The 25,362-nt window shown below is 70.3% G+C and carries 20 protein-coding genes, 2 tRNA genes and 1 riboswitch; of the genes, 16 read left to right on the top strand and 6 right to left on the bottom strand.

From position 1 onward, the window contains the following. The first annotated feature begins 179 nt into the window (after window positions 1–179). The 3 genes from ngcE (at window position 180) to ACFYST_RS11955 (ending at window position 3,546) form a co-directional block, all read left to right on the top strand. A complete protein-coding gene (gene ngcE / locus ACFYST_RS11965; RefSeq protein ID WP_387643075.1) occupies window positions 180–1,586 on the top strand; it encodes an N-acetylglucosamine/diacetylchitobiose ABC transporter substrate-binding protein in 1,407 nt (468 codons plus the stop codon). Between the two features lie 75 nt (window positions 1,587–1,661). Beyond that, window positions 1,662–2,594 (top strand): carbohydrate ABC transporter permease, encoded by a 933-nt coding sequence (locus tag ACFYST_RS11960; RefSeq protein ID WP_387643076.1) that lies wholly within the window; start codon window positions 1,662–1,664, stop codon window positions 2,592–2,594. 13 nt (window positions 2,595–2,607) lie between these two features. Then, the gene (locus ACFYST_RS11955; RefSeq protein ID WP_387861538.1) at window positions 2,608–3,546 is read left to right on the top strand and encodes a carbohydrate ABC transporter permease; all 939 of its coding nucleotides are present in this window, start codon (window positions 2,608–2,610) and stop codon (window positions 3,544–3,546) included. A 74-nt stretch (window positions 3,547–3,620) separates the two neighbouring features. On the opposite strand, the gene pepN is transcribed toward ACFYST_RS11955, so the two are convergent. Continuing rightward, complete coding sequence (gene pepN, locus ACFYST_RS11950; protein ID WP_387861537.1) at window positions 3,621–6,188, bottom strand: aminopeptidase N; 2,568 nt, start codon at window positions 6,186–6,188, stop codon at window positions 3,621–3,623. Window positions 6,189–6,377: 189 nt separating this feature from the next. Between pepN and ACFYST_RS11945 the strand changes: the two genes are divergently transcribed. Continuing rightward, window positions 6,378–7,013, top strand: a complete 636-nt coding sequence (locus tag ACFYST_RS11945; protein WP_387861536.1) for a DsbA family protein — start codon at window positions 6,378–6,380, stop codon at window positions 7,011–7,013. Between the two features lie 51 nt (window positions 7,014–7,064). Here the strand turns inward: ACFYST_RS11945 and ACFYST_RS11940 are convergent, their stop codons facing one another. Beyond that, a complete protein-coding gene (locus ACFYST_RS11940) occupies window positions 7,065–8,468 on the bottom strand; it encodes an amino acid permease (protein WP_387643080.1) in 1,404 nt (467 codons plus the stop codon). 279 nt (window positions 8,469–8,747) lie between these two features. On the opposite strand from ACFYST_RS11940, the gene ACFYST_RS11935 reads away from it, so the two are divergent. Next, window positions 8,748–9,344, top strand: coding sequence for a biotin transporter BioY (locus ACFYST_RS11935; protein WP_387643081.1), 597 nt, complete (start codon window positions 8,748–8,750; stop codon window positions 9,342–9,344). Window positions 9,345–9,418: 74 nt separating this feature from the next. Continuing rightward, window positions 9,419–9,904, top strand: a complete 486-nt coding sequence (locus tag ACFYST_RS11930) for a ribose-5-phosphate isomerase (RefSeq protein ID WP_387643082.1) — start codon at window positions 9,419–9,421, stop codon at window positions 9,902–9,904. 69 nt (window positions 9,905–9,973) lie between these two features. Here ACFYST_RS11930 and ACFYST_RS11925 read toward each other — a convergent pair whose 3' ends face one another. Next, a complete protein-coding gene (locus ACFYST_RS11925) occupies window positions 9,974–11,227 on the bottom strand; it encodes a GNAT family N-acetyltransferase (RefSeq protein WP_387861535.1) in 1,254 nt (417 codons plus the stop codon). A gap of 166 nt (window positions 11,228–11,393) precedes the next feature. Here ACFYST_RS11925 and ACFYST_RS11920 point away from each other — a divergent pair, with 166 nt between their 5' ends. From ACFYST_RS11920 to ACFYST_RS11910, 3 genes are all read left to right on the top strand, one after another. Then, entirely contained in the window at window positions 11,394–12,605 is a 1,212-nt protein-coding gene (locus ACFYST_RS11920; RefSeq protein ID WP_387861534.1) for a PP2C family protein-serine/threonine phosphatase, read from the top strand. A 387-nt stretch (window positions 12,606–12,992) separates the two neighbouring features. Further along, the gene (locus tag ACFYST_RS11915) at window positions 12,993–13,187 is read left to right on the top strand and encodes a hypothetical protein (RefSeq protein WP_035862776.1); all 195 of its coding nucleotides are present in this window, start codon (window positions 12,993–12,995) and stop codon (window positions 13,185–13,187) included. A 370-nt stretch (window positions 13,188–13,557) separates the two neighbouring features. Continuing rightward, window positions 13,558–13,712: riboswitch (cyclic di-AMP (ydaO/yuaA leader) on the top strand. Window positions 13,713–13,717: 5 nt separating this feature from the next. Then, on the top strand, window positions 13,718–14,698 hold the full coding sequence (locus ACFYST_RS11910; protein ID WP_387643085.1) for a peptidoglycan DD-metalloendopeptidase family protein: 981 nt from the start codon (window positions 13,718–13,720) through the stop codon (window positions 14,696–14,698). 157 nt (window positions 14,699–14,855) lie between these two features. Here the strand turns inward: ACFYST_RS11910 and ACFYST_RS11905 are convergent. Further along, window positions 14,856–14,929: transfer RNA gene (locus ACFYST_RS11905), tRNA-Gly, on the bottom strand. Window positions 14,930–15,078: 149 nt separating this feature from the next. Between ACFYST_RS11905 and ACFYST_RS11900 the strand changes: the two genes are divergently transcribed. The 5 genes from ACFYST_RS11900 to clpX all read left to right on the top strand — a co-directional run bounded on the left by ACFYST_RS11900 (window position 15,079) and on the right by clpX (window position 19,851). After that, a tRNA-Pro gene (locus ACFYST_RS11900) sits at window positions 15,079–15,152 on the top strand. 204 nt (window positions 15,153–15,356) lie between these two features. Then, window positions 15,357–16,730 (top strand): trigger factor, encoded by a 1,374-nt coding sequence (gene tig / locus ACFYST_RS11895; protein ID WP_387643086.1) that lies wholly within the window; start codon window positions 15,357–15,359, stop codon window positions 16,728–16,730. Between the two features lie 222 nt (window positions 16,731–16,952). Continuing rightward, complete coding sequence (locus ACFYST_RS11890; RefSeq protein ID WP_387861582.1) at window positions 16,953–17,582, top strand: ATP-dependent Clp protease proteolytic subunit; 630 nt, start codon at window positions 16,953–16,955, stop codon at window positions 17,580–17,582. Window positions 17,583–17,626: 44 nt separating this feature from the next. Further along, window positions 17,627–18,289, top strand: coding sequence for an ATP-dependent Clp protease proteolytic subunit (locus ACFYST_RS11885; RefSeq protein ID WP_387643087.1), 663 nt, complete (start codon window positions 17,627–17,629; stop codon window positions 18,287–18,289). 275 nt (window positions 18,290–18,564) lie between these two features. After that, the gene (clpX, locus tag ACFYST_RS11880) at window positions 18,565–19,851 is read left to right on the top strand and encodes an ATP-dependent Clp protease ATP-binding subunit ClpX (protein WP_043913988.1); all 1,287 of its coding nucleotides are present in this window, start codon (window positions 18,565–18,567) and stop codon (window positions 19,849–19,851) included. 82 nt (window positions 19,852–19,933) lie between these two features. On the opposite strand, the gene ACFYST_RS11875 is transcribed toward clpX, so the two are convergent. Both ACFYST_RS11875 and ACFYST_RS11870 read right to left on the bottom strand, forming a co-directional pair. Further along, window positions 19,934–20,737 (bottom strand): hypothetical protein, encoded by an 804-nt coding sequence (locus ACFYST_RS11875; protein WP_387861533.1) that lies wholly within the window; start codon window positions 20,735–20,737, stop codon window positions 19,934–19,936. Window positions 20,738–20,780: 43 nt separating this feature from the next. Then, on the bottom strand, window positions 20,781–21,734 hold the full coding sequence (locus tag ACFYST_RS11870) for a hypothetical protein (RefSeq protein ID WP_387643089.1): 954 nt from the start codon (window positions 21,732–21,734) through the stop codon (window positions 20,781–20,783). Between the two features lie 146 nt (window positions 21,735–21,880). Between ACFYST_RS11870 and ACFYST_RS11865 the strand changes: the two genes are divergently transcribed. Both ACFYST_RS11865 and ACFYST_RS11860 read left to right on the top strand, forming a co-directional pair. Beyond that, on the top strand, window positions 21,881–24,517 hold the full coding sequence (locus tag ACFYST_RS11865; RefSeq protein WP_387861532.1) for a valine--tRNA ligase: 2,637 nt from the start codon (window positions 21,881–21,883) through the stop codon (window positions 24,515–24,517). Window positions 24,518–24,795: 278 nt separating this feature from the next. Further along, window positions 24,796–25,314, top strand: coding sequence for a hypothetical protein (locus ACFYST_RS11860; RefSeq protein WP_387861531.1), 519 nt, complete (start codon window positions 24,796–24,798; stop codon window positions 25,312–25,314). Window positions 25,315–25,362 lie beyond the last annotated feature (48 nt).

The raw sequence follows: 25,362 nt of genomic DNA, 5'->3' as shown, positions 1-25,362 counted from the left end.
TCAGGTTTGTTATCAGACCGGCGGCCTATTGCTGTCAGATGAACAGTGGACTATACCTTTGCGCATCATCACACCGCCTCTGACCGGCATATTCGCCGCTGGGCACCTTTCGGGCCACGAAAGTTGACGCGACGTCAGCTTTGGCTCACATCTTCTGGAACTGAGGGGTTAGGGCACGCATGGGCTCTGCAACTGAGTACAACCGCCGCGACCTGTTCAAGCGCGCGGCCGCGATCACCGTCCTGGCGGCCGGCAGCAGCTCGCTGCTCGCGGCCTGTGCCGGCGGTACCGGGAGCTCCGACAAGGGCACCAAGGCGGCGGGTGGCTTCAACCTGAGCGACGCCAAGAACCCGTTCGGGGTCAAGGACTCCGACGGCCTCGAGGTCTTCATCTTCGACGGCGGCTACGGCAACGAGTACGCCAAGGCGTTCGAGGCGATCTACTCGAAGCAGTACCCCGGTGCGAAGGTCAACCACCAGGCCGACAAGGACGTCACCGGCAAGCTCCAGCCGCGGTTCAACGCCGGTTCCCCGCCGGACGTCATCGACGACTCGGGTGCCAAGCAGATGAAGCTGGACGTCCTCGCGGACTCCAACCAGCTCACCGACCTGGCCCCGCTGCTGGACGCGCCGTACATCGACGACCCGTCGAAGAAGGTCCGCGATGTGCTGATGCCCGGCACCGTCGAGTCCGGCACGGTCAAGGGCAAGGTCTACAACCTGTCCTACGTGTACACCGTCTGGGGCTGGTGGTACTCCGGCAAGCTGTTCAAGGACAACGGCTGGACCGCGCCGAAGACCTGGGCCGAGTTCATCACCCTGTGCGAGCAGATCAAGGCCAAGGGCATCGCCCCGGTCGCGCACCAGGGCAAGTACCCGTACTACATCAACGTCGTCATGATGGACATGATCGCCAAGCAGGGCGGCCTGGACCTCATGAAGCGGATCGACGCCCTCGACGCCGCCGCGTGGGACGACCCGGCCGTGAAGACCGTGGTCGAGGCGTTCTACCAGGTCGTCGACAAGGACTTCCTGCTCCCCGGCACCAACGGCATGACCCACACCGAGTCGCAGACGGCGTGGAACCAGTACAAGGCCGCGTTCATCCCGTCCGGCTCCTGGCTGGAGAACGAGCAGCTGCCGACCACCCCGGCCGACTTCGACATGAAGTTCCTGCCGATGCCGTCGCTGCCCGGTGACAAGCTGCCCTTCGAGGCCATCCGCGCCGGTGCCGGTGAGCCGTTCATCGTTCCGTCGAAGGCCAAGAACGTGGCCGGCGGCCTGGAGTTCCTGCGGATGATGCTGACCAAGGAGGCCTCGGGCAAGTTCGCCCAGACCGCCAACAGCCTCACCTGCCTCAAGGACGGTGTCGGCCCGGAGGTCCAGCTGAAGCCGGGTACCGCCTCCACCGTGGTGGCGCTGAAGGCCGCGGCCGCGAACACCTTCAACTTCCAGTACCCGAACACCGCTTCGAAGTTCGACGAGGACCTGCAGAACGCCTCCGGCGAGCTGATGGCCAAGCGCATCGGTCCCGACGAGTGGATCAAGCGCGCCAAGGAGTCGGCCTCCAAGAACAAGACCGCCTGATCGGTCACTCGATCAACGCACCGGGGGCGTCGAGGCGCCCCCGGTGCGTCTTCCTGACGGACAGGAGAAGTGGCCATGCGTCACGGCAAGTACCCCTTCATCGTGGGGTTCCTCTTCCTTCCGATCGTGCTGTACGTCGGCCTGGTGCTCTGGCCCTACGCGCAGACCTTCGGATACTCCCTGACCAACTGGTCCGGGGCGAGCCAGGAGATGGATTTCGTCGGCCTGGACAACTACACGAAACTCCTCGATGACGAGGTCTTCGCCGGTGCCCTCTGGCACAACCTGATGCTGCTGATCCTGCTCCCGGTCGTCACCATCCTGATCGCGCTGTTCTTCGCCTTCATGCTGAACGTCGGTGGCAAGGGCGGCACCGGCGGTGTGCAGGGCGTCAAGGGCGCGGCCTTCTACAAGGTCGTCTTCTTCTTCCCGCAGGTGCTGTCGATCGCCATCCTCGCCGTGCTCTGGCAGGCGGTGTACCGCACCGACCAGTCCGGCCTGGCCAACGGCATCCTGATCAAGCTGGGCCTGGCCACCGTGAACGACCCGGTGCAGTGGCTGTCCGACCCCGACCTGGTCATGTGGTGCGTGCTGGCGGTGCTGGTCTGGTCCGGCGTCGGCTTCTACCTGGTGCTGTTCTCGGCCGCCATGCAGGGCATCCCGAAGGACATCTACGAGGCCGCCCTGCTGGACGGCGCCAAGCGCGGCCAGACCTTCTTCAAGATCACGCTGCCGCTGCTCTGGGAGACCGTCCAGACCGCCTGGGTCTACCTGGCCATCGTCGCCATGGACGCCTTCGCGCTGGTCGCCTCGATCACCCCCGGCGCGTACTTCGGCGGTGGTCCCGACCACCACAGCGAGCTCATCTCGACCTACCTGATGCGCAACTTCCTGCGCAACGGTGAGGCGGGCTACGCCTGTGCGATGGGTGTGGTGATCTTCTTCTTCACCCTCATTCTGACCGTCGTCTCGCTGTGGGCCACCAAGCGCGACAAGATCGAGTACTGAGCGGGGACCGGACATGACCACTCTCGACAAGACCGCGAGCGTCCCCGGTCAGCGCGGCACCAAGCCCAAGCCGGGCAAGGACCAGCGCTTCGCCGACGGCGGCGGCGTGCTGAACGTCTTCTCGCACGGCTTCCTGGCCATCTGGGCCGTCCTGATCGTCCTGCCGCTGATCTGGGTGGTGCTCGGCTCGTTCAAGACCGACGCGCAGATCAACGGCTCGGCCTGGAGCTGGCCGGCGCACTGGGGCTTCGACGCCTTCAGCCGCGCCTGGTCCAAGGGCATCGGCGGCTTCTTCACCAACACGATCATCGTGCTGCTGGGCTCCGTCACCCTGACCATGCTGCTCGGCTCGATGGCCGCCTACGTGCTGGCCCGCTACGAGTTCAAGGGCAACCGGTTCATCTACTACCTGTTCGTCGCGGGTTCGATGTTCCCGGTGTACCTGGCCCTGGTGCCGCTGTTCTTCATGGTCCGCAACCTCGGTGAGATCTCGCCGTACCTCGGCCTGAACAGCTACGCCGGCCTGATCCTGGTGTACGTCGCCTACTCGCTGCCGTTCACCGTGTTCTTCATGTACTCGTTCTTCCGCACCCTGCCGAGCGCGGTGCACGAGGCCGCGATGCTGGACGGCTGCTCGCACACCCGGACGTTCTTCCAGATCATGGTGCCGATGGCCAAGCCCGGCCTGATCAGCGTGGGCATCTTCAACGTGCTCGGCCAGTGGAACCAGTACATCCTGCCGGTCACCCTGATGCAGCCCACCACGGCCGGCGAGGCCGACCACTCGATGCTCGCCCAGGGCCTGGTCAACCTGGCCCTGCAGTCCGGCTACAAGAGCGACGCCCCGGCGCTGTTCGCCGGTATGACGATCGCGATGCTGCCGGTGCTGGTGGTGTACCTGTCCTTCCAGCGCCAGGTCCAGGCCGGTCTGACCTCCGCCACCCTCAAGTAGCGGACGCCGCACGGCAGAAGGCCCGGCCGCCGTTCCGAATCGGAGCGGCGGCCGGGCCGTTGTGCGCGGAATCGCTACTGGATGTCGCAGGCCTGCGCGCGCAGCGCCCGGGCCAGGTCGTCGCGGCACTCCAGCACCAGGCGGCGCAGCGCGGGGGCGGCGTCCTGGTGGGCGGTCAGCCAGTCGTCGGTGGCCGCCAGCGTCTCGGGCGTGGTCTGGTAGCGCGGGTAGAAGCCGCCGACGATCCGCATCGCGATCTCGATCGAGCGGTCCGCCCAGATCGACTCCAGCATCTCGAAGTACGGCTCGGCGTAGGAGGCCGTCAGCTCGCGCTGCCCGGCCTGGTTGAAGCCGGCGATCTGCGCCTCGACCAGGGCGTTGGGCAGTTCGTCGGAGTCGACCACGGCGGACCAGGCGGCGGCCTTGGCGCCCGGGGTGGGCAGCGCGGCCAGGCACTCGGTGTGCTGACGGCGGCCGCTGGCGGTGTTGTCGCGGGCCAGTTCGGCGGCCAGCTCCTCGGTGTCGGCCGCGCCGTTGGCGGCGAGGGACAGCCAGAAGTTCCAGCGCAGTTCCTGGTCCACCGTCAGGCCGTCGATCCGGGCGGTGTCCTCCAGCAGGCCGCGCAGCAGCTGCAGGTGGTCGGCGCGCTCGGCGGTGTCGGCGAGGAAGCGGGCCCAGGCGAGCTGGTGGTCGCTGCCGGGGGCGGCCTGCGAGAGCTCGCGCAGCGCGACCTCGGCGAGCGCGGTGCCGTACTCGGCGCGGCGGGCCGGGTCGGCGTACACCTGCAGGGCGACGCCGGCCTGGAGGTGCAGGGACTGCAGCACGCCGATGTCGGACTCCCGGCCGGCGAAGCGCTGCACCAGGTCGAGGTAGTCGCGGGTGGGCATCAGCCCGTCCCGGGTCAGGTTCCACACCGCGGACCAGGCCAGCGCCCGGGCCAGGCCGGTCTCGCCGGTGAGGTCGCCGAGGCCGGTGCGCAGGGTCTCCAGCGAGCGCTCGTCGAAGCGGACCTTGCAGTACGTCAGGTCGTCGTCGTTGAGCAGCACCAGCGCGGGCACCGAACGGCCGGCCGCGTCGGCGACCACGGTGCGGGCGCCGGTGACGTCCAGTTCGTAGCGGTCGGTGCGCAGCAGCGCGCCGTCCTCGGCGAGGTCGTACAGGCCGACCGCGATCCGGTGCGGGCGCAGTACCTCGCCGTCCTGGCGGATCGCCAGTTCGGTGATCCGGCCCTCGTCGTCGTACGTGACCTCGGGGGTGAGGGTGTTGACGCCGGAGGTCTGCAGCCAGGCGGCGGACCAGGCGCGCAGGTCGCGGCCGCTGGTCTCCTCCAAGGCGTCCAGCAGGTCGCCGAGGACGGTGTTGCCGAAGGCGTGCTTCTTGAAGTACCGGCGGGCGCCCTCGAAGAACGCGTCCCGGCCGACGTAGGCGACCAGCTGCTTGAGGACGGACGCGCCCTTGGCGTAGGTGATGCCGTCGAAGTTGAGCTTGGCGTCCTCGAGGTCGCGGATGTCCGCGGTGATCGGGTGGGTGGTGGGGAACTGGTCCTGCCGGTACGCCCAGGCCTTGCGGCGGTTGGCGAAGGTGATCCAGGCGGAGCGGTACTTGGTGGCCTCGATCTGCGCGAACGAGCCCATGAAGTCGGCGAACGACTCCTTCAGCCACAGGTCGTCCCACCACTTCATGGTGACCAGGTCGCCGAACCACATGTGCGCCATCTCGTGCAGGATCACGTTGGCGCGGGCCTCGTAGGCGGCCTCGGTGACCTTCGAGCGGTAGATGAACTCCTCGCGGAAGGTCACGCAGCCCGGGTTCTCCATCGCGCCGATGTTGTACTCGGGGACGAAGCACTGGTCGTACTTGCCGAACGGGTACGGGTAGTCGAACTCGTCGTGGAAGAAGTCCAGGCCCTGCTTGGTGACGGTGAGGATCTCGTCGGCGTCGAAGTACGGGGCCAGCGAGCGGCGGCAGGTGGTGGCGAGCGGGATCTCCAGCACGGTGCCGTCGGGCAGTTCGCGCGAGTAGTGGTCGCGCACCACGTGGTACGGGCCGGCCACCACGGCGGTGAGGTAGGTGGAGATCGGCTTGGTCGGCGCGAACTCCCAGGTGCGGGTGGAGCCTTCCTCGGTGACGCGCTCGTGCACGGCGTTGGCGTACACGTCCCACGCGGCCGGGGCGGTCACGGTGAAGCTGAACGGGGCCTTCAGGTCGGGCTGTTCGAAGTTGGCGAACACCCGGCGGGCGTCGGCCGGCTCGTAGTGGGTGTACAGGTAGGTCTCGCCGTCCACCGGGTCGACGAAGCGGTGCAGGCCCTCGCCGGTGCGGCTGTAGGAGCACTCGGCGACCACCGTCAGCTCGTTGTGGGCGGCGAGCTCCGGCAGCGCGACCCGGGCGCCGTCGAACACCTCGGCCGGGTCCAGCCGGCGCCCGTTCAGCTCGACGGAGACCACCTCGGGGGCGAGCAGGTCGGCGAAGCTGGACGCGCCCGGGGTGGCGCAGTCGAAGGAAATCCGGGTGGTGGAACGGAAGGTGGGCCGGCCGGGGTCGGCCGCCGCACTCACGTCCAGGTGGACGCGGTAGCTCTCCACCCGGATGATCCCGGCCCGGTCGCGGGCCTCCTCACGGCTCAGGTTCTTGCCCGGCACGGCGGTACTCCTCTGTACGGAACACACGGCTTTGGGGGTGTTCATGGCACCCCGTCGGGGGCATCCTTTCACGCCGTTCCCACGGTGCCATTGCACTGGGCGAGGAATCATCACACTGGGGCCGGAGTTGCCGTTCGGAGGGGGCGACGCCCCCGCAACTCCCGATCGCCGACACCGAGGACGCCGCCCGTGAGCACCGCAGACACTCGCAAGACCGCCGACTTCTGGTTCGACCCGATCTGCCCCTGGGCCTGGATGACCTCCCGCTGGATGCTGGAGGTCGAGCAGCTCCGCCCCGTGGACACCCGCTGGCACGTGATGAGCCTGTCCGTCCTCAACGAGAACCGCGACGACCTGCCCGAGCAGTACCGCGAGCTGCTGGCCGCCGGCTGGGGCCCGGTGCGGGTGCTGATCGCCGCCGCCGAGGCGCACGGCGAGGAGGTGCTCGGCCGGCTCTACACCGAGCTCGGCACCCGCTTCCACAACCAGGGCCTGCCCAACACCCGGGAGACCGTGGTCGCCGCCCTCACCGCCGCCGGCCTGCCCGCCGAGCTCGCGGACGCCGCCGACACGGACGAGTTCGACGAGAAGCTGCGCGCCTCCCACGCCGAGGGCATCGGCCTGGTCGGCCAGGACGTCGGCACCCCGGTCATCGCCGTGGACGGGCCGGACGGCGACCGGATCGCCTTCTTCGGGCCGGTCGTCACCCCCACCCCGCGCGGCGAGGCGGCCGCCCGGCTCTGGGACGGCACGCTGCTGGTCGCCTCCACCCCCGGCTTCTACGAGATCAAGCGCACCCGCACCGCGGGGCCCTCGTTCGAGTAGTCCGCACGCGGAAACCCCCGCACCAAGGGGTGCGGGGGTTTCCGCATGTGTTCAGACCACGGCCGGCCGGCGGCTCCGCAGGTAACCGACCACCGCCAGCACGACCGTCAGGCCGGCGGTGAAGTACAGCTGGATGCGGTTCGCGGAGTCCATCGTCATCAGCACCAGGACCACCGCGATCGCGGCCAGCGCCGCGTACGTCAGGTACGGGAACGCCCACATCCGGACGGGGAGCTGCGCCGCCGGCAGCTTCCGGCGCATCCGCAGCTGGGCGACGGCGATGAACGCCCACACCACCAGGACGGCCGCGCCGACCATGTTCAGCAGCCAGGAGAAGACCGTCTCCGGCCACCAGTACGACAGCAGCACGGCCAGGAACCCGAACCCGCAGGACGCCAGCACCGCGCGCCGCGGCACGCCGCCGGAGATCCGGGCCAGCGCGCGCGGGCCGTGGCCGCGGGCGATCAGCGAGTGCGCCATCCGGGAGGAGCCGTAGATGTTGGCGTTCATCGCGGAGAGCAGCGCGATCAGCACCACCACGTTCATCAGCTCCGCGGCCCCCGGGATGCCCAGGGTGTGCAGCACCGCCACGTAGGGGCCGGGCCGGACCACGGACGGGTCGTCCCACGGCACCAGGGTGACGATCACCGCCATCGAGCCGACGTAGAACAGGGCGATCCGCCACATCGCGGTGCGCACCGCCGTGGCCACGCTGCGCCGGGGGTTCTCCGACTCGGCGGCGGCGATGGTGACGGTCTCCAGCCCGCCGTACGCGAACACCGAGGCCAGCAGGCCGGTGACCAGCCCGGCGGTGCCGTGCGGCAGGAAGCCGTGGTGGCCGGTGAGGTTGGAGGTGCCGGGGGAGGAGGTGCCGGGCAGCATTCCGAGCACGGCGAGCACGCCGATCACCAGGAAGGCGCTGATCGCGAGCACCTTGATTGCGGCGAACCAGAACTCGAACTCGCCGAAGTTGCGGACGGCGGCCAGGTTGGTGCCGCAGAAGAACGCCATGAAGGCGGCGACCCAGACCCAGGACGGGACACCGGGCAGCCAGCCGGAGACGATGCCGGCCGCGCCGATCGCCTCCACGCCGACGCCGACGCACAGCAGCACCCAGAACAGCCAGCCGGCCGTGAACCCGGCCCACGGGCCGATCTCCCGCTCGGCGTGCACCGAGAACGAGCCGGAGGCGGGCCGGGCGGCGGACATCTCGCCGAGCATCCGCATGACCAGCATCACCAGCAGCCCGGAGGCCGCGAAGGCGAGTACCACGGCGGGCCCGGCGGCGGCGATTCCGGCGCCGGAGCCGACGAAGAGGCCTGCCCCGATCACTCCACCGAGGGCGATCATCGACAGGTGACGCTGCTTGAGACCGTGGGCCAGCCCGGCGTCCTCGGCGGCGCCATCGGCGTCCGGCCTGACAGCGGCGCGGGCGGAGGTGGGAGTACGGGTCATGCGCGGGGTTTCCAGACTGTGCGACTTCCCGACCATTTCGGCGGGGTCTGTCCACTATTCGGCATATGACGTGGACGCCCCAATCGGGACCGGCATCCGGACGGCCGTCCGACGGACAGTGACGGCCGCAGCACCGTGTGCACACAGTGAGGGCTTGGTCACAGGCCGGACCCGACAATCCCGGCCGGGTCGGCTTTGTCGTGCCCCGACGCGGCGGCGGAGCCCTGACACCGCATAGGTTCACCAGTGATCACCCCATCGGACACCCCGGGAGCAGCCATGGCCATCGCCGCGTCGACACCGTCCACCGCCGTCCTTGCCGACCTGCTGCCGCAGGCGTCCACCCGGATCGGCGCGCGGGCCCGCGACCTGGCCCTGGTGGCCGGCGGCGCCGCACTGACCGGCATCGCCGCCCAGCTGTCCGTCCCGGTGCCGGGCTCGCCGGTGCCGGTGACCGGGCAGACCTTCGCCGCGCTGCTGGTCGGCACCGCGCTCGGCGCCCGCCGCGGCGCCGCCGCGCTCGGCCTCTACCTGGCGGCCGGCGCGGCCGGCCTGCCCTGGTTCGCCGAGGGCACCTCCGGCGCGGGCATGGCCACCTTCGGCTACGTGATCGGCTTCGTGCTGGCCGCCGCCCTCACCGGCGCGCTGGCCCGCCGCGGCGCCGACCGCAGCCCGCTGCGCACCGCCGGCGCGATGGCGCTCGGCAGCCTGGCGATCTACGCGGTCGGCGTGCCGTACCTGGCGTTCGCCCTGGACGTCCCGCTGGCCAGGGCCGCGAGCCTCGGCCTCTACCCGTACCTGGTCGGCGACGCGCTGAAGATGGTGCTCGCGATGGGCGCCCTGCCGCTCACCTGGAAGCTTCTCGGCCGCCGCTGACGGGCGACCCGTTCCGAACCGGGCCCGCCGCCCCTGCCGGGGCGCGGGCCCGGTGGCATGTCACACTCGTGTCCATGCGCGTCTACCTGGGCTCCGACCACGCCGGATACGAACTGAAGAACCACCTCGTCGAGTGGCTGAAGGGGGCCGGGCACGAGCCGGTCGACTGCGGCCCGCACATCTACGACGCCGAGGACGACTACCCGCCGTTCTGCCTGCGGGCGGCCGAGCGCACCGCCGCCGACCCGGAGGCGCTGGGCGTGGTGATCGGCGGCTCCGGCAACGGCGAGGCGATCGCCGCCAACAAGGTCAAGGGCGTCCGCGCCGCGCTGGCCTGGAGCGAGCAGACCGCCGCCCTCGGCCGCGAGCACAACAACGCCAACGTGATCTCGGTCGGCGGCCGGATGCACACCGTGGACGAGGCCACCAAGTTCGTCGAGATCTTCCTCAACACCCCGTACAGCGGCGAGCCCCGGCACACCCGCCGGATCCAGATGCTCTCCGAGTACGAGACCACCGGTGAGCTGCCGCCCGTCCCGGCCCACCACCCGCAGGGCTGAGCCGGACCCAACGCACCGCGCCCGCCCGGGAGTTGTCCCGGGCGGGCGCGTTCGCTCTTTCCCGCACGGTCAGAAGCCGTGCGGCAGCCAGGGCTCCAGCCCCGAGCGGAACGCCGCCGACACCTGCTCCAGCGCACCCGTCCGCAGCTCCCGCACCAGCCCCGCCGCGGCCAGCGCCGTCAGCGAGGTGCCGCCCAGGTAGACCGAGCCCAACTCGCGGACGTCCAGCTCCAGATCGGCCGGCTCGTCCGTCGGCACGCAGGAGGCCGGCTTGCCCGGTACGGCCGTCAGCCGCCAACGGCCCGCGTTCCACGGGCAGAACGCGTCGGTGACCTCCAGCACCGCGTCCACCGGCTGCGCCCAGCCGCGCGCCTGAAGCGCCTTCGGCAGGTCCACCAGCCGCACGAACATGGCGTCCACCAGACGGGGCATCAGGTGCCGGTAGTCCGACACCAGGTGCAGCAGCGGGTCGTCCGCCGGCAGGTTGAACGCCTCCACCCGCTCGGTGAGGTCGAGGTCCAGCAGGAACTCCCACAGCCGGGCGTACACCCAGGGCTGCTCCGCCTGCACCGCGCGGACCCGGACCACGCCGGCCGCGCCACGATCGTTCCAGTCGTCCTTCACCGCGTACCGGGCGTAGCCGAGCAGCTCACCGGTCTCCGGATCCTCCGCCACCACCGACTGCAGCGGGGAGAAGCCGCTGCGGGACTCCGGCGCGTCCAGCACCGGCAGCTTGTCCCAGCCCGGCTGCCGCACCAGGGTGCCCGGGCGGCGGGTGGCCAGACGGTCGTACAGCTCCTCGCAGCGGGCCAGTTCGGCCCCCGGATCGGCCAGCCGCAGCACCAGCTCGCCGCGGCGCTCCGGCGTGTGCACCTTCACCCGGCCCCGGATCATCGATATGACCGCCTTGCGGGTGCCCTGCCCGTAGCCGAACCGCCCGTAGATCACCGGCTCGGACGCCGTCAGCACCGCCAGCGCCTCCCCGGCCGCATGTACGTCGGCCAGCTGACGGCGCATCATGGCGGTCAGCGCGCCCCGGCGCCGATGGGTGGGCAGCACGCCCACCATCGTCACGCCCGCCGCCGGGACCACCGCTCCGCCCGGCACGACCAGCCGGAAGCTGAACGCCGAGCAGCCGCCGACGATGCGCTCGCCCTCACAGATCGCCAGCGAACGCTCCACCTCGGTCAACTCGTGCCACAGCGCGCGTTCGGCGGGAGCCTCCCCGCCGCCGCCGAAGGCCACGTCAAGGGTGCCGTACCAGGTCTCCCACTCCTCGGCGCGCAACGGCCGGATGGTCAGATCGGGGTGTCGAATCGTCATGAGCCCCTGCCTACCACCCGATCCGGAACCGTGCGACCGATTTGTCACGCCCATGCCGTAGCCGGCCTCCCGGGCGGCCGAAACCCACCGGAGCGTGCCCCTCCCGTTGCACTCGGTGCCACCGGGCCGTCGACGCGCGCACCGGCGGTGGATACAGTCGGTCCCCATGGTCGGCAGAGCGCGCCCCAGAGCGACGGGCCGGGACGGCGGACCGTCCCGCGAGCCCGTGACGGCCCGGCTGCGCGCTGCGCTGTACCGGGCCAGGCGCAGGGTGCGCCGCACCGGAGTCGACTACTTCCGCGGCGACGGCGCCGACTGGTGGGCGTTCGCCGCCCTCGCCCTGGCCGTGCCCGTCCTGGTCCTGCTGAACATCCTGCTTCCCGACTGGGCCCCGCCCACCGCCCTGGTGCTGCCTGTGCTGGCCGGCGCGCTGCTGCTGCGCCCCGGCACCCTGGTGCTGCTGTACGCCGTCGCCGCCGCCGGACTGATCACCGAATCCCTGGTGCACACCGGCGAACGCGTCGCCAGCGCGCAGCCGGAGGCCTACACCCACGGCGTCACCCCAGGCTCCGCACTGGTGGTCGGCGCGGTCGGCGTCGCCGGACTGCTGGTCGCCCAGTTCCGCCGCCGGATCGGCGTGCCCTGGCGCGGCGGCTCCACCATGCTGTTCGACCTGCGCGAGCGGATCCGGATCCAGGGCCGGGTCCCGGAACTGCCCGACGGCTGGCACACCGACACCGCGCTGCGCCCGGCCGGCGGCCAGTCCTTCTCCGGCGACTTCATGGTCGCCGCCCGCACCGGCCCCGGCGGACGGATGCTGGAAGCCGTCCTCGCCGACGTCTCCGGCAAGGGCATGGACGCCGGTAGCCGCGCCCTGCTGCTCTCCGGCGCCTTCGGCGGCCTGCTCGGCTCGCTGCCCGCCCACGACTTCCTGCCCGCCGCCAACGGCTACCTCCTGCGGCAGGACTGGGCGGAGGGCTTCGCCACCGCCGTCCATCTGGTGGTCGACCTGGACACCGGCGAGTACGAACTGCTCTCCGCGGGGCACCTGCCCGGCATGCACCGTCTCGCGGGCGCCGGGTACTGGGAGGTCAAGGAGGCCGAGGGCCCGCTGCTCGGCGTCTACGACGAGGCCAAGTTCGAGGGGGTGCGCGGCACCCTCGGCCCCGGCGACGTCCTGATGCTGTGCACCGACGGCATGGTGGAGATCCCCGGCCGCGACCTCGCCGAGGGCATGGACCGGCTGATGGGCGAGGCCGACCGGCTGGTCGCCACCGCCCCGGGGTCGATCCGGCCCGGCTCCGCGGTCCGGCTGATCGACACCGTCGCCAAGCACGTCAACGACGACCGCGCGGTGCTGCTGGTCTGGCGCCGCTGAACTTCCGTCCGGTGCAGACGCGGTGAGCGCGGACTGTCCACGGAGTGTCAAACCCGGACGTTGATCTTCGGCCAATTCCGGTACGCGGCCCGAGCCGGGCGGCGATGTTGGATCTGCCTGCCGGTTTGCCGCGCAGGCCAGCACGGACCACCGCCCGCCGACGGGGTGTCAGAACCCGTCCGCTATCGTCGCGGTCGGCGAAAATCAGTCCTGCCAGGCGGGTTCGGGCACCGAGCGACCGGGCAAGTCCTTTACGCACTCAGCACGAGCGACCACACTGAGTCCGGATGGAGTGGTGGGGACACGGGGGGCAGGGGCCGGTTTCCGCCTGGGAGCCAACGCCGGCTTCCACCGAACCCCCGCCATGAATCGAGGAAGTGAGTCCCGGTGGCCTTCTCCGTCTCCGCGCTTGTCCTGTTCGGCATCATCGTCGCGATCTTCATTCGCAACAAGCAGCTGAAGACCGGGCACGCCATCGTCGCCGCCCTGTTCGGCTTCATGCTGAGCCAGTCGACCATGGCCGGCCCGATCCAGCAGTTCCTCACCTCGGTCTCCAAGGCCATCGCGTCGATCGCGGGCTGACGGCCTGTCGGCTCCCCGGCGGCACGCCACGACGGGCGGGAGACACCCCCGCGCCGTCCATTCGGCCTGCCCACGGTGACCAGGCTCACCCGCGACGTCACGCCAGGTCCGCGCCCGAACGCGCACGGTGGCCGAAGTCGCCCACCGTGCGGGGTTCGTACGCGCACTGTCATGATCGCGTACGCGCACCGCAGCAGGGTGTCGGCACAGCGTGACCTGGTGGATCGTCAGCCCCTTCCCGACCCAGGGAGCGGGGCCGATCGGCGTTTGCCAGCCTCACGGGCCGTGGGATTTGCTTCCTCCGCAGCCCGGCCAGTGACCGGGCGGGCCACCGGACGGAACGCCTAGTCCTGCCGTCGTCCGGTGCCGACCAGATACCACGCCACGGCAGGAGCGGGGGAACCACAGGTAAGTCGCCGGGCCCGGAAACCACCGGGAACGGCTTGGGGTGAAGCCGCAGTCCCTGCGGCCGGGCAACTCTCGCCCGAACCCGACAGCTCACCTCGCAGGCGTCGGAGAGGAACGCCTTCATGTCCGCTCAGGGCAAGCACCGCAAGCCGAGCCTGGCCACCATCGCCCGGATCGCCATCGCCACCGGTGTGGCCGGCGCCGCGATCGGCCTCCCGGTCACCGCCGCCTCCGCGCACACCGCCACCGAGCAGGCCGGCAGCCACCCGTCCACGGTCTCGGTGGACGCCACCCCCGTCGCCGACCAGGCCGCCGCCCCGCACAGCTACCGGGTCGCCTCCGGCGACACCCTGTCCAAGATCGCCGCCGCGCAGCACGTCGACGGTGGCTGGCAGAAGCTGTACCAGGACAACCGCTCCGTGGTCGGTGGCAACCCCGACCTGATCTTCCCGGGCCAGAAGCTGGCCATCAACGGCCAGGCCGCCGCCCCCGCGCAGGCCCCGGCCGCCAAGTCCACCTCCACGGACACCGCCACCGCGCCGAAGGTCGCCGTCAAGAAGGCCGACACCGCGAAGCCGGCCACCACCGGCACCGTCAAGGCCCAGCCCGTGGCCCCGGCCCCGCAGGCGGCGCCCCCGGTCGCCACCACGGCCACCACCGCTTCCCCGGCCGCCGTTCCGGCCGCCGCGAGCAACAGCTCCACCTACGTCGCCCCGGCGCCGGGCAAGGTCACCACCGGTTACAAGGTCGCCGGCTCCAACTGGTCCTCCGGCTACCACACCGGCATCGACTTCCCGGTCGCCACCGGCACCAGCCTCAAGGCCATCGCCAACGGCACCGTGGTCTCCGCCGGCAACGGCGGTGCCTACGGCAACCAGGTCGTCATCAAGCTGGCCGACGGCAAGTACGCCCAGTACGCCCACCTCTCCTCGATCTCCGTCTCGGCCGGCCAGTCCGTGACGGCGGGTCAGCAGATCGGTCTCTCCGGCGCCACCGGCAACGTGACCGGCCCGCACCTGCACTTCGAGATCCGCACCACCCCGGACTACGGCTCCGACATCGACCCCGTCGCCTACCTGGCGGCCCACGGCGTCAACGTCTGATCCACGCCTCACCCCCCGAAGGCCCCGCGCAGTCCGCTGCGCGGGGCCTTCGGGCTTTCCGGCGCCCTTGCGCGGGCGAACGCCCCCCGGCCATGCGGCGCGGGCCGACCAACGGCAACGGCCCCGACTGCGTTGGCAGTCGGGGCCGTTGGCCTTGTGGAGCGGGTGACGAGAATCGAACTCGCGTGACCAGTTTGGAAGACTGGGGCTCTACCATTGAGCTACACCCGCAAAGGCGTACCCGCACCGCGTCGCGGTGGCGAGGACTGGATCAGGGTACCTGGTCGAGCCGGTGGATTGCACACTCCTTCCGCGCTGTCGGCTCGCGAATATCGCCCCGGTCGGAGGCGGCCCGACGTGTACTCTTCTGCTCGGCACCACGGGGTGTGGCGCAGGTTGGTAGCGCGTCCGCTTTGGGAGCGGAAGGCCGTCGGTTCGAATCCGGTCACCCCGACCGTGCGGCAGGGTCTCGTCCGTGGGCGGGGCCCTGTTGTCGTTGTGGGGCGCGGCCGCCCCGGCCCCGCTCCGCCGTGCACCCGGTGCCGGGCGCAGTCACTTTCGTGGTACCGGTAGGATGGACCGCTGGCGGTAGTACGGACAGCATTGCAGCCCCAACCGCCTATCGCCCTGACCGCAAGCCCCCCTAGGAGACCCCACCGTGAAGAGCGCCGTCGAGACTCTGAACCCGACCCGGGTTCGACTCACCGTCGAGGTGCCCTTCGAGGAGCTCAAGCCCAGCCTCGACGCGGCGTACAAGAAGATCAACCAGCAGGTCACCGTTCCGGGCTTCCGCAAGGGCAAGATCCCGAACCGGGTCATCGACCAGCGCTTCGGCCGTGGCGCGGTGCTGGAGGAGGCCGTCAACGACGCGCTTCCGCGCTTCTACACGCAGGCCGTCGACGAGGGCCAGATCGATGTGCTGGGCCAGCCGGACATCACCGACATCGCCGGTGTCGAGAACCTGGCCGACGGCGGTGACCTGAAGTTCACCGCCGAGGTCGACGTCCGTCCCGAGGTCGCCCTGCCGGACTTCGCCGAGATCGCCGTCGTGGTGGACCCGGTCGAGGTCACCGACGAGGACATCGAGAAGTCGCTGCAGCAGCTGCGCGAGCGCTTCAGCTCCGTGAAGGATGTCGAGCGCGCCGCCGCCGAGGGCGACGTCGTGGTCATCGACCTGGAGGCCAAGGTCGACGGTGAGGTGCCGGAGGACGGCACCGCCACCGGCGTGAGCTACGAGATCGGCTCCGGCCGCCTGCTGGACGGCATCGACGAGGCCGTCGTCGGCCTGTCCGCCGGTGAGGCCAAGACCTTCACCACCACCCTCAAGGGTGGCACCCAGATCGGCAAGGACTCCGAGGTCACCGTCACCGTGACCACCGTCCAGGAGAAGGAACTCCCGGAGCTGGACGACGAGTTCGCGCAGCTGGCGAGCGAGTTCGACACCCTGGAGGAGCTGCGCGGGGACTCCCGCAAGCGCCTCGAGCGGATGAAGGAGTTCGACCAGGCCACCCAGGCCCAGGAGAAGGTCCTCGACGAGCTGCTCACCCGGGTCGAGATGGACTACCCGGAGAAGCTGCTCGCGGACGAGATCGGCACCCGCAAGCACAACCTGGAGCACCACCAGCTGGAGCCGATGGGCATGACCCTCGACACCTACCTGGCCTCCCAGGACAAGTCCCGCGAGGACTTCGACAAGGAGACCGAGGACCAGGCGAAGAAGGGCATCAAGACCCAGTTCGTGCTGGACCAGATCGTCAAGAACGAGGAGCTGGGCGTCAACCAGGAGGAGCTCACCGAGCACCTCATCCGTCGCGCCGCCGGCTCCGGCCTGACCCCGGACCAGTTCGCCCAGCAGGTCGTCCAGGGCGGCCAGGTCCAGCTCCTGGTCGGCGAGGTCGCCCGCGGCAAGGCGCTGGCCCTGGTTGTCGAGGCCGCCAAGGTCACCGACACCAACGGTGAGGTCGTCTCCTTCGAGGACGATGAGGAAGAGGTTGTCACCGAGGCCGCCGCCGAGGAGACCACCGAGGCCTGAGCCTCGTAACCGCCGGGAATCCGGCGGACCGCAGCACCGGGACGGGCCCGGGCACCGCATGGTGCCCGGGCCCGTTCGCGTTGGGCCCAGTCACCCTGCGCTCACAGCGAACAGTTCTGCGTGGGGGATTCAGCGGCCGGGCCTGCGCGTTAGGGTCGGTGGACAGCGACACACACGCAGATCGACTGAGCAGGTGGCTAAGTGACGTTCCCGCAGATGCAGATGCCTGGCCCGATGGCACCGCACGCCGCCGGCGGCGACGTGGGCGGCGGCCTGGGCGACCAGGTCTACAACCGGCTGCTCAACGAGCGCATCATCTTCCTCGGCCAGCAGGTCGACGACGACATCGCCAACAAGATCACCGCCCAGCTCCTGCTGCTCGCGGCGGACCCCGAGAAGGACATCTTTCTCTACATCAACTCCCCGGGCGGCTCGATCTCGGCCGGCATGGCGATCTACGACACCATGCAGTACATCAAGAACGACGTCGTGACCATCGCCATGGGCATGGCCGCGTCGATGGGTCAGTTCCTGCTGACCGCGGGCACCCCGGGCAAGCGCTTCTCGCTGCCGAACGCCAACATCCTGATGCACCAGCCCTCCGCGGGCCTCGGCGGCTCCGCCACCGACATCCGGATCCAGGCGGAGCAGCTGCTGCGCACCAAGAAGCGGATGTCGGAGATGATCGCCCACCACAGTGGGCAGACCTTCGAGCAGGTCACCGCGGACTCCGACCGCGACCGCTGGTTCACCCCGGAGGAGGCCAAGGCGTACGGCCTGATCGACGACATCATGCACAGCGCCGCGGACGTCCCGGGCGGCGGCGGCACCGGCGCCGGCCTGGCCGGCTGACCGGTTTCGGAATCCAGACCGCACGCTTCGGAGGACCACAGAACATGAACATCCCCAGCCTGTCCGGTGCCAAGGCCCGCCTGGAGGACATGCGGGCCGAGGGCCGCTACATCGTCCCGCGGTTCGTCGAGCGCACCTCGCAGGGCGTTCGCGAGTACGACCCGTACGCCAAGCTGTTCGAGGAGCGCATCATCTTCCTCGGCTCGCAGGTGGACGACGTCTCCGCGAACGACATCATGGCGCAGCTGATCTGCCTGGAGTCGATGGACCCGGATCGCGACATCTCGATCTACATCAACTCCCCTGGCGGCTCGTTCACCGCGCTGACGGCGATCTACGACACCATGCAGTTCGTGAAGCCGGACATCCAGACGGTCTGCATGGGCCAGGCCGCCTCGGCCGCCGCGGTCATCCTGGCCGCGGGCACCCCCGGCAAGCGGATGGCGCTGCCGAACGCCCGGGTGCTGATCCACCAGCCGTACACCGAGACCGGCCGCGGTCAGGTGTCGGACCTGGAGATCCAGGCCAAGGAGATCTTCCGGATGCGTGAGCAGCTGGAGACCATGCTGGCCAAGCACTCCAACAAGGAGGTCGAGCAGGTCCGCGAGGACATCGAGCGCGACAAGATCCTGACCGCCGAAGAGGCGCTGGAGTACGGCCTGGTCGACCAGATCGTCTCGACCCGGAAGAACTCGTACACCGACTGAACCCTCGCCCCGGGGCGGCGCGTACGTGACGTACGCCCCGCCCCGGGGCGTTCCGGTCGGGGCCACGGCCCCGGCACAATGGCTGTCGGGTCATGCACCCGCGACGGCATCTGTTCGGTATCAATTCGCCCAGGGCGTAGGGCAGAGCGGCCGAAGTCGACGGAAACAACGGCTCGGCAGAGTACCGTCGGATACCAGACCGACCGCCGACGCAGCCGGTCTCACAGCACCAGGCCCCGACCCCCGCGGGGCCCCTGGCGAAGGGGAAGCACCTCGTGGCACGCATCGGAGACGGTGGCGACCTGCTCAAGTGCTCGTTCTGCGGCAAGTCGCAGAAGCAGGTGAAGAAGCTGATCGCCGGGCCAGGCGTGTACATCTGCGACGAGTGCATCGACCTCTGCAACGAGATCATCGAGGAGGAGCTCGCCGAGAGCTCCGAGGTGCGCTTCGAGGAACTCCCGAAGCCCCGCGAGATCTACGAGTTCCTGGACCAGTACGTGGTCGGTCAGGACCTCGCCAAGAAGGCGCTGTCGGTCGCGGTCTACAACCACTACAAGCGCGTCCAGGCGGGCGAGGCCGGTCGTTCCGGCTCCGGCCGGGACGACGCGATCGAGCTGGCCAAGTCGAACATCCTGCTGCTGGGCCCGACCGGCTCCGGCAAGACGCTGCTCGCGCAGACCCTGGCCCGCATGCTGAACGTGCCGTTCGCGATCGCGGACGCCACGGCGCTGACCGAGGCCGGCTACGTCGGCGAGGACGTCGAGAACATCCTGCTGAAGCTGATTCAGGCGGCCGACTACGACGTCAAGAAGGCCGAGACCGGGATCATCTACATCGACGAGATCGACAAGGTCGCCCGCAAGAGCGAGAACCCGTCGATCACCCGCGATGTCTCCGGCGAGGGTGTGCAGCAGGCGCTGCTGAAGATCCTGGAGGGCACCACCGCCTCGGTGCCGCCGCAGGGCGGGCGCAAGCACCCGCACCAGGAGTTCATCCAGATCGACACCACCAACGTGCTGTTCATCGTGGGTGGCGCGTTCGCCGGCCTGGAGCGGATCATCGAGGGCCGGGCGGGTGCCAAGGGCATCGGCTTCGGCGCCACCATCCGCTCCAAGCGTGAGCTGGACGCCTCGGACCACTTCCGTCAGGTGATGCCGGAGGATCTGGTGAAGTTCGGGATGATCCCGGAGTTCATCGGCCGTCTGCCCGTCATCACCAGCGTGCACAACCTGGACCGCGAGGCGCTGCTGCAGATCCTCACCGAGCCGAAGAACGCGCTGGTGAAGCAGTACCGCAAGCTGTTCGAACTGGACGGCGTGGAGCTGGAGTTCACCCGGGACGCACTGGAGGCCATCGCCGACCAGGCGATCCTGCGGGGCACCGGCGCGCGCGGTCTGCGGGCCATCATGGAGGAGGTGCTGATGTCCGTGATGTACGAGGTGCCGTCCCGTCAGGACGTCGCCCGGGTGGTCGTCACCGGGGACGTGGTCTCCAAGCACGCCATCCCGACCCTGGTCCCGCGCGACATGATCAAGCGTGAGCGCCGGGACAAGAGCGCCTGACCAGGCGTCAACCCGGCCGCAGCGAAGGGGCCCCGCACCGGTGAACGGTGCGGGGCCCCTTTCATGTCCCGTGCGGCGGAGGCTACTTGGGGACCTCGGCGAGCTTGCGCAGCTCCTGGGTGTCGGCGATGACCTTCTCCTTGGTGACGCCGTCCTCGGCGGAGATGTCGAGTTCTATGACCATCACCACGGACGAGCTGTCGGCCCAGACGCAGATGCCGCCGTGCTGACCGCTCAACTCCAGGTCGCCGCAGGACATCCGGCCGCCGAGCGGGCCCGCGTCGACGTCGCTGCGGTTGGTGGCGCCGCCGGACGGGAGGCTGCTGTACAGCACGTCGACCTGCTTGGACGGGAGCAGCACGTGGCCGGTCAGGCCGGACACCAGCAGCATCTTCTCCTGGTCCGAGGAGCGGTAGATGGCGCTGACCGGCTGCGGGTCGGTGAAGGAGTCCTTCTCCGACTGCAGGCCGCTCTGCAGGGAGGTGGCCAGGTTCTTGGCGTCCGCGTCGTCCGGGTCGTTGGTCATGTCGTGGAAGGACTGCGGCAGGACGACGTTGTTCTTGCCGGTGTCCGCCGCGGTGTGGACGATCAGGTAACCGAGCGTGGTCGCGCCGCCGAGAACCACCGCGGCCACCACGGACAGGCCGATCCACAGGCCCTTGCGGGACTTCTTCGGCGCCACCGGATACCCGGGCGGGTAGCCGCCGGGGGTGCCGGGCGGGAACGCCTGCGGCGGCACCGCGCCGCCGCCCCAGGCCTGCTGCGGCGCGGCCGGCTGGCCGTAGCCGCCCTGGGGCGCCGCGGGCGCGCCCTGCGGGGGTATCGCGTCCTGGACGGGCGGGGGTCCGAAGCCGGGCTGCGGCGGGCCGAACTGGTTGTCGGACACGGGGCGATACTCCGTTCGAGCGTGAAGTGCGGTACTGCGGTGGTTACTTGGTGACGGTCGCGGCGTCGCGGAGCTGGCGGGCGCGGGTCGCGGCCTCGGTGGTGCTGATGGCCTTGCCGGAGGGGTCCATGGAGACGAACGCGACCACGCCGATGGTGGAGTGGCTGGCGAACATGCACATCGGGATGCCCATCGAGGCCTTGCCGGTGCCGGTGTCCGAGGTGCCCACGCCGCAGCGGAGCTTGGCGCCCGGGTCCGTCGGGTCGCTGGCGTCGACGTCCGCCAGCTCCTGCTTCCAGACCAGCTTGCCCGCGGAGGCGTCGCTGCCGTCGCCCTCGTTGATCTTCTTGGTGAGCACGTCGAGCGCCTTGGCCGGGTCCGGGACCTTGCCCCAGGAGCCGCTGAGGCTGGCCACGTCGGTGGCGGTCTTCTGGTAGGTCGCGGCGAGCGAGCCCTCGAAGGTGCCGACGCCGTCCAGGCCCTTCAGCCCGCCCTTCTCGTCGGCGTTCTTCTTGGTGTAGCCGGCCGCGCTCTCCGGCGCGGACAGCTTGTACTTGCCCTCCGTGTCCGAGCCCTTGGTGCCGCTCAGCCCCCAGTAGGCGAGGCCGCCGCCGATGGCCAGCACCAGGACCACCACCACGGCGATGATCCCGCCCTTGCCCTTGGACGGGGCGGGCGGCGGCGGGAAGCCGCCGTAGCCGGGCTGGCCGGGCTGGCCCGGCTGCTGGGGCATGCCGCCCCACTGCTGCTGGGGCGGCGGCGCCTGCTGCGGGTAGCCGTACCCCGGCTGCCCGGCGGGCGGCGGGGTGCCGTAGCCCGACGGCTGCGGAGCGCCGTACGCGGGCTGCTGCGGGGCGCCGTAAGCCGGCGGCTGGGGGGCGCCGTAGGCCGGCGGCTGCTGCGGCGCACCGTAGCCGGGCTGCGGCGGGGGAGCGCCGTACGGCTGCTGCGGCTGCCCCTGCGGATACTGCTGCGGTCCCTGGCCCTGGCCGTACATATGTCTTTTCTCCCCCGCCGCCTCTGTTTGCGCGGCCCCGTCCGATCGACTATGCGGGCACGCTACCGTACGGCCCCCCCACCGCGCCGAGCGGTCGGCGCACTGTCGGTCACAACTGTGGTCGGGTCTTCCGTAAACTGTGCGTCGTGACCGACACGACGAACCAGCGCCCCGCGAGCAAGCCCGGGGACGAAGCAGCCACCCTCCCGACGACCTACGCCCCGGCCGAGGTAGAGGGCGAGCTGTACGAGCGCTGGGTAGAGCGTGGCTATTTCACCGCCGACGCGAAGAGCGACAAGCCCGCGTACACCATCGTCATCCCGCCGCCGAACGTCACCGGTGCGCTGCACCTGGGCCACGCGTTCCAGCACACGCTGATGGACGCGCTGACCCGCCGCAAGCGGATGCTGGGCTTCGAGGCGCTCTGGCTCCCGGGCATGGACCACGCGGGCATCGCCACCCAGAACCGGGTGGAGCAGCAGCTCGCCGAGTCCGGCCTGTCCCGGCACGACCTGGGCCGTGAGGCCTTCGTCGAGAAGGTCTGGGAGTGGAAGGAGAACTACGGCGGCCGGATCCTCGGCCAGATGCGCCGCCTCGGCGACGGCGTGGACTGGTCGCGCGAGCGCTTCACCATGGACGAGGGCCTGTCGCAGGCCGTCCAGACCATCTTCAAGAAGCTCTTCGACGACGGCCTGATCTACCGCGCCGAGCGCATCATCAACTGGTGCCCGCGCTGCCTGACCGCGCTGTCCGACGTCGAGGTGGACCACAAGGACCTCCCGGGCGAGCTGGTCTCGATCCGCTACGGCGACGGCGAGGACTCGATCGTGGTCGCCACCACTCGCGCCGAGACCCTGCTCGGCGACACCGCGGTGGCCGTCCACCCGTCCGACGAGCGCTACGCGCACCTGGTCGGCCGGACCATCAAGCTGCCGCTGACGGACCGTGAGATCCCGGTCGTCGCCGACGAGCACGTCGACCCGGAGTTCGGCACCGGCGCCGTGAAGGTGACCCCGGCGCACGACCCGAACGACTTCGCCATCGGCCAGCGCCACAACCTGCCGAACCTGACCGTGATGGACGAGCGCGGTGTGCTCACCGTGCACGGCCCGTTCCTCGGCCTGGACCGGCTGGAGGCCCGCTCCGCCGTGGTCGGCGCGCTGCGCGAGCAGGGGCGCATCGTCGCCGAGAAGCGCCCCTACGAGCACGCCGTGGGCCACTGCTCGCGCTGCCACACCGTGGTCGAGCCGCGGCTGTCGCTGCAGTGGTGGGTCAAGGTCGAGCCGCTGGCCAAGGCCGCCGGTGACGCCGTCCGCGACGGCAAGGTCGAGATCCACCCGAAGGAGCTGGAGCGCCGCTACTTCGACTGGGTCGACAACATGTACGACTGGTGCATCTCGCGCCAGCTCTGGTGGGGCCACCGGATCCCGGTCTGGTACGGCCCGAACGGCGAGGTCGTCTGCGTCGGACCGAACGAGCAGCCGCCCACCGGCGAGGGCTGGGAGCAGGACCCGGACGTCCTGGACACCTGGTTCTCCTCCGGCCTGTGGCCGTTCTCCACCCTCGGCTGGCCGGAGAAGACCGCCGACCTGGAGAAGTTCTACCCGACCGACGTCCTGGTGACCGGCCACGACATCATCTTCTTCTGGGTCGCCCGGATGATGATGTTCGGCCTGTACGCGATGGACGGCGAGATCCCGTTCAAGACGGTCGCGCTGACCGGCCTGGTCCGCGACGAGTTCGGCAAGAAGATGTCGAAGTCGTCCGGCACCGCCGTCGACCCGCTGGACTGGATGGACGCCTACGGCGCCGACGCCGTCCGCTTCACGCTGGCCCGCGGTGCCAACCCCGGCGCCGACGTGCCGATCGGCGAGGACTGGGTCAAGGGCTCCCGGAACTTCTGCAACAAGATCTGGAACGCCACCCGCTTCGCGCTGATGAACGGCGCCACCGTCCAGGGCCCGCTCCCCGCGACGGAGGAGCTCACCGCGGCGGACCGCTGGATCCTGTCCCGGCTGAACGCCACCGTGGCCGAAGTGGACGCGCTGTACGAGGACTTCGAGTTCGCGAAGGTCTCGGACACGCTGTTCCACTTCGCCTGGGACGAGGTCTTCGACTGGTACGTCGAGCTGTCCAAGACCACCCTCAACAAGGGCGGCGCGCAGGCCGACCACGCCCGCCGCGTCCTCGGCGAGGTGCTGGACGTGACGCTGCGTCTGCTGCACCCGATCGTCCCGTTCGTCACCGACGCGCTGTGGACGGCGCTGACCGGCGCCGAGTCGGTCGTCGTCGCCGAGTGGCCGAAGGACTCCGGCTACCGCGACACCGACGCCGAGTCGGAGATCGCGCAGCTGCAGCAACTGGTCACCGAGGTCCGCCGGTTCCGCAACGACCAGGGCCTGCGCGACACCCAGAAGGTCCCGGCGCAGCTGGAGCTGGCCGGGCACCGGCTGGAGGTGCACGAGGCGGCGATCCGCTCGCTGCTGCGGCTGACGGCGCCGGAGGAGGGCTTCCACGCCACCGCCTCGCTGCCGGTGGCCGGCACCACCGTCTCGCTCGACCTGTCCGGCACCATCGACGTGGCGGCCGAACGCAAGCGCCTGCAGAAGGACTTGGCGGCGGCCGAGAAGGAGAAGGCGCAGACCACCGGCAAGCTCGGCAACGAGGCCTTCCTGGCCAAGGCGCCGGACGACGTGGTCGCCAAGATCCGGCTCCGGCTGGAGACCGCCGAGGCCGACATCGCCCGGATCACCGCCCAGCTCGCGGCGCTGCCGCAGGGCTGACCGCGCGTCAGGAAGGGCCGCTGCTCCCGCACTGCGGGGGCGGCGGCCCTTCGCCTTTCCCGAGTTGGGGCCGGCGGTCTGTCAATTCCCTTGGCCGCGCGTCGCGGTAACGGTTTCGCTGCGGCTATCCGTCCTGTATTCCCGGCAATTGACGCACTGCGCCAAAGGGAATACATCGGGTTGCCGCCCCCCGCGCGTTCAGCGAACTTCGCACATCGAATGTGTACGGTGGGGCGGAAGTTCCCATTCGGGCGGGGCATCGAACGGAGGGCATACGCATGGTGGCGACCAGGGAGTTGGCCGACGAACTTCCGATGGCGGAGGTGGAGGCGGCCAAGGCCCGGGCGGCAACCCTCCTGTTGGCATTCCAGCACGGAAACCAGCTCGCCTTCGACACCGAACTCGACCTGCTGCTCGCCGAGAACGCCGAGCGCGAGGCGACCACCCTGCTGGTGTGGATCGCCGCCGAGGCGGTCCGCAAGGCGTACGCGCCCGAGGTCGCCGACCGGGTGCTGCGCGGCCTGGCCCGGCGTGCCCCGTACGGTACTTGCGAGGTCGCGGTGGACGAGGAGACGGCCGGCGCGGCGCTGCTGCTGGAGGCCGTCGCCGACGCGGACGTCGCCGCGGTCCGCGCCCTGGTGGCCGGTACGCCCGACACCACCTACCTGCTGGGCGGCCTGCTCCAGGCGGTGGCGATGATGCTGCCGCTGCTGCCGGACGGCGAGGCCGAGGAGATCGCCACCGAACTGCGCCGCCGGCACGCCGCGCGACTGCCCACACCCCGCGTCACCACTTGACGGATCGTCACTGCCGGGCCCGGCGGGGAACTTCCCCGCCGGGCCCGC

Origin of the sequence: Kitasatospora sp. NPDC004614 (assembly GCF_042873675.1) — a bacterium.
Lineage (GTDB): Bacteria > Actinomycetota > Actinomycetes > Streptomycetales > Streptomycetaceae > Kitasatospora.
The sequence above is the reverse complement of the archived record's forward strand: the minus strand, read 5'-3'. Positions and strand labels throughout refer to the sequence as shown.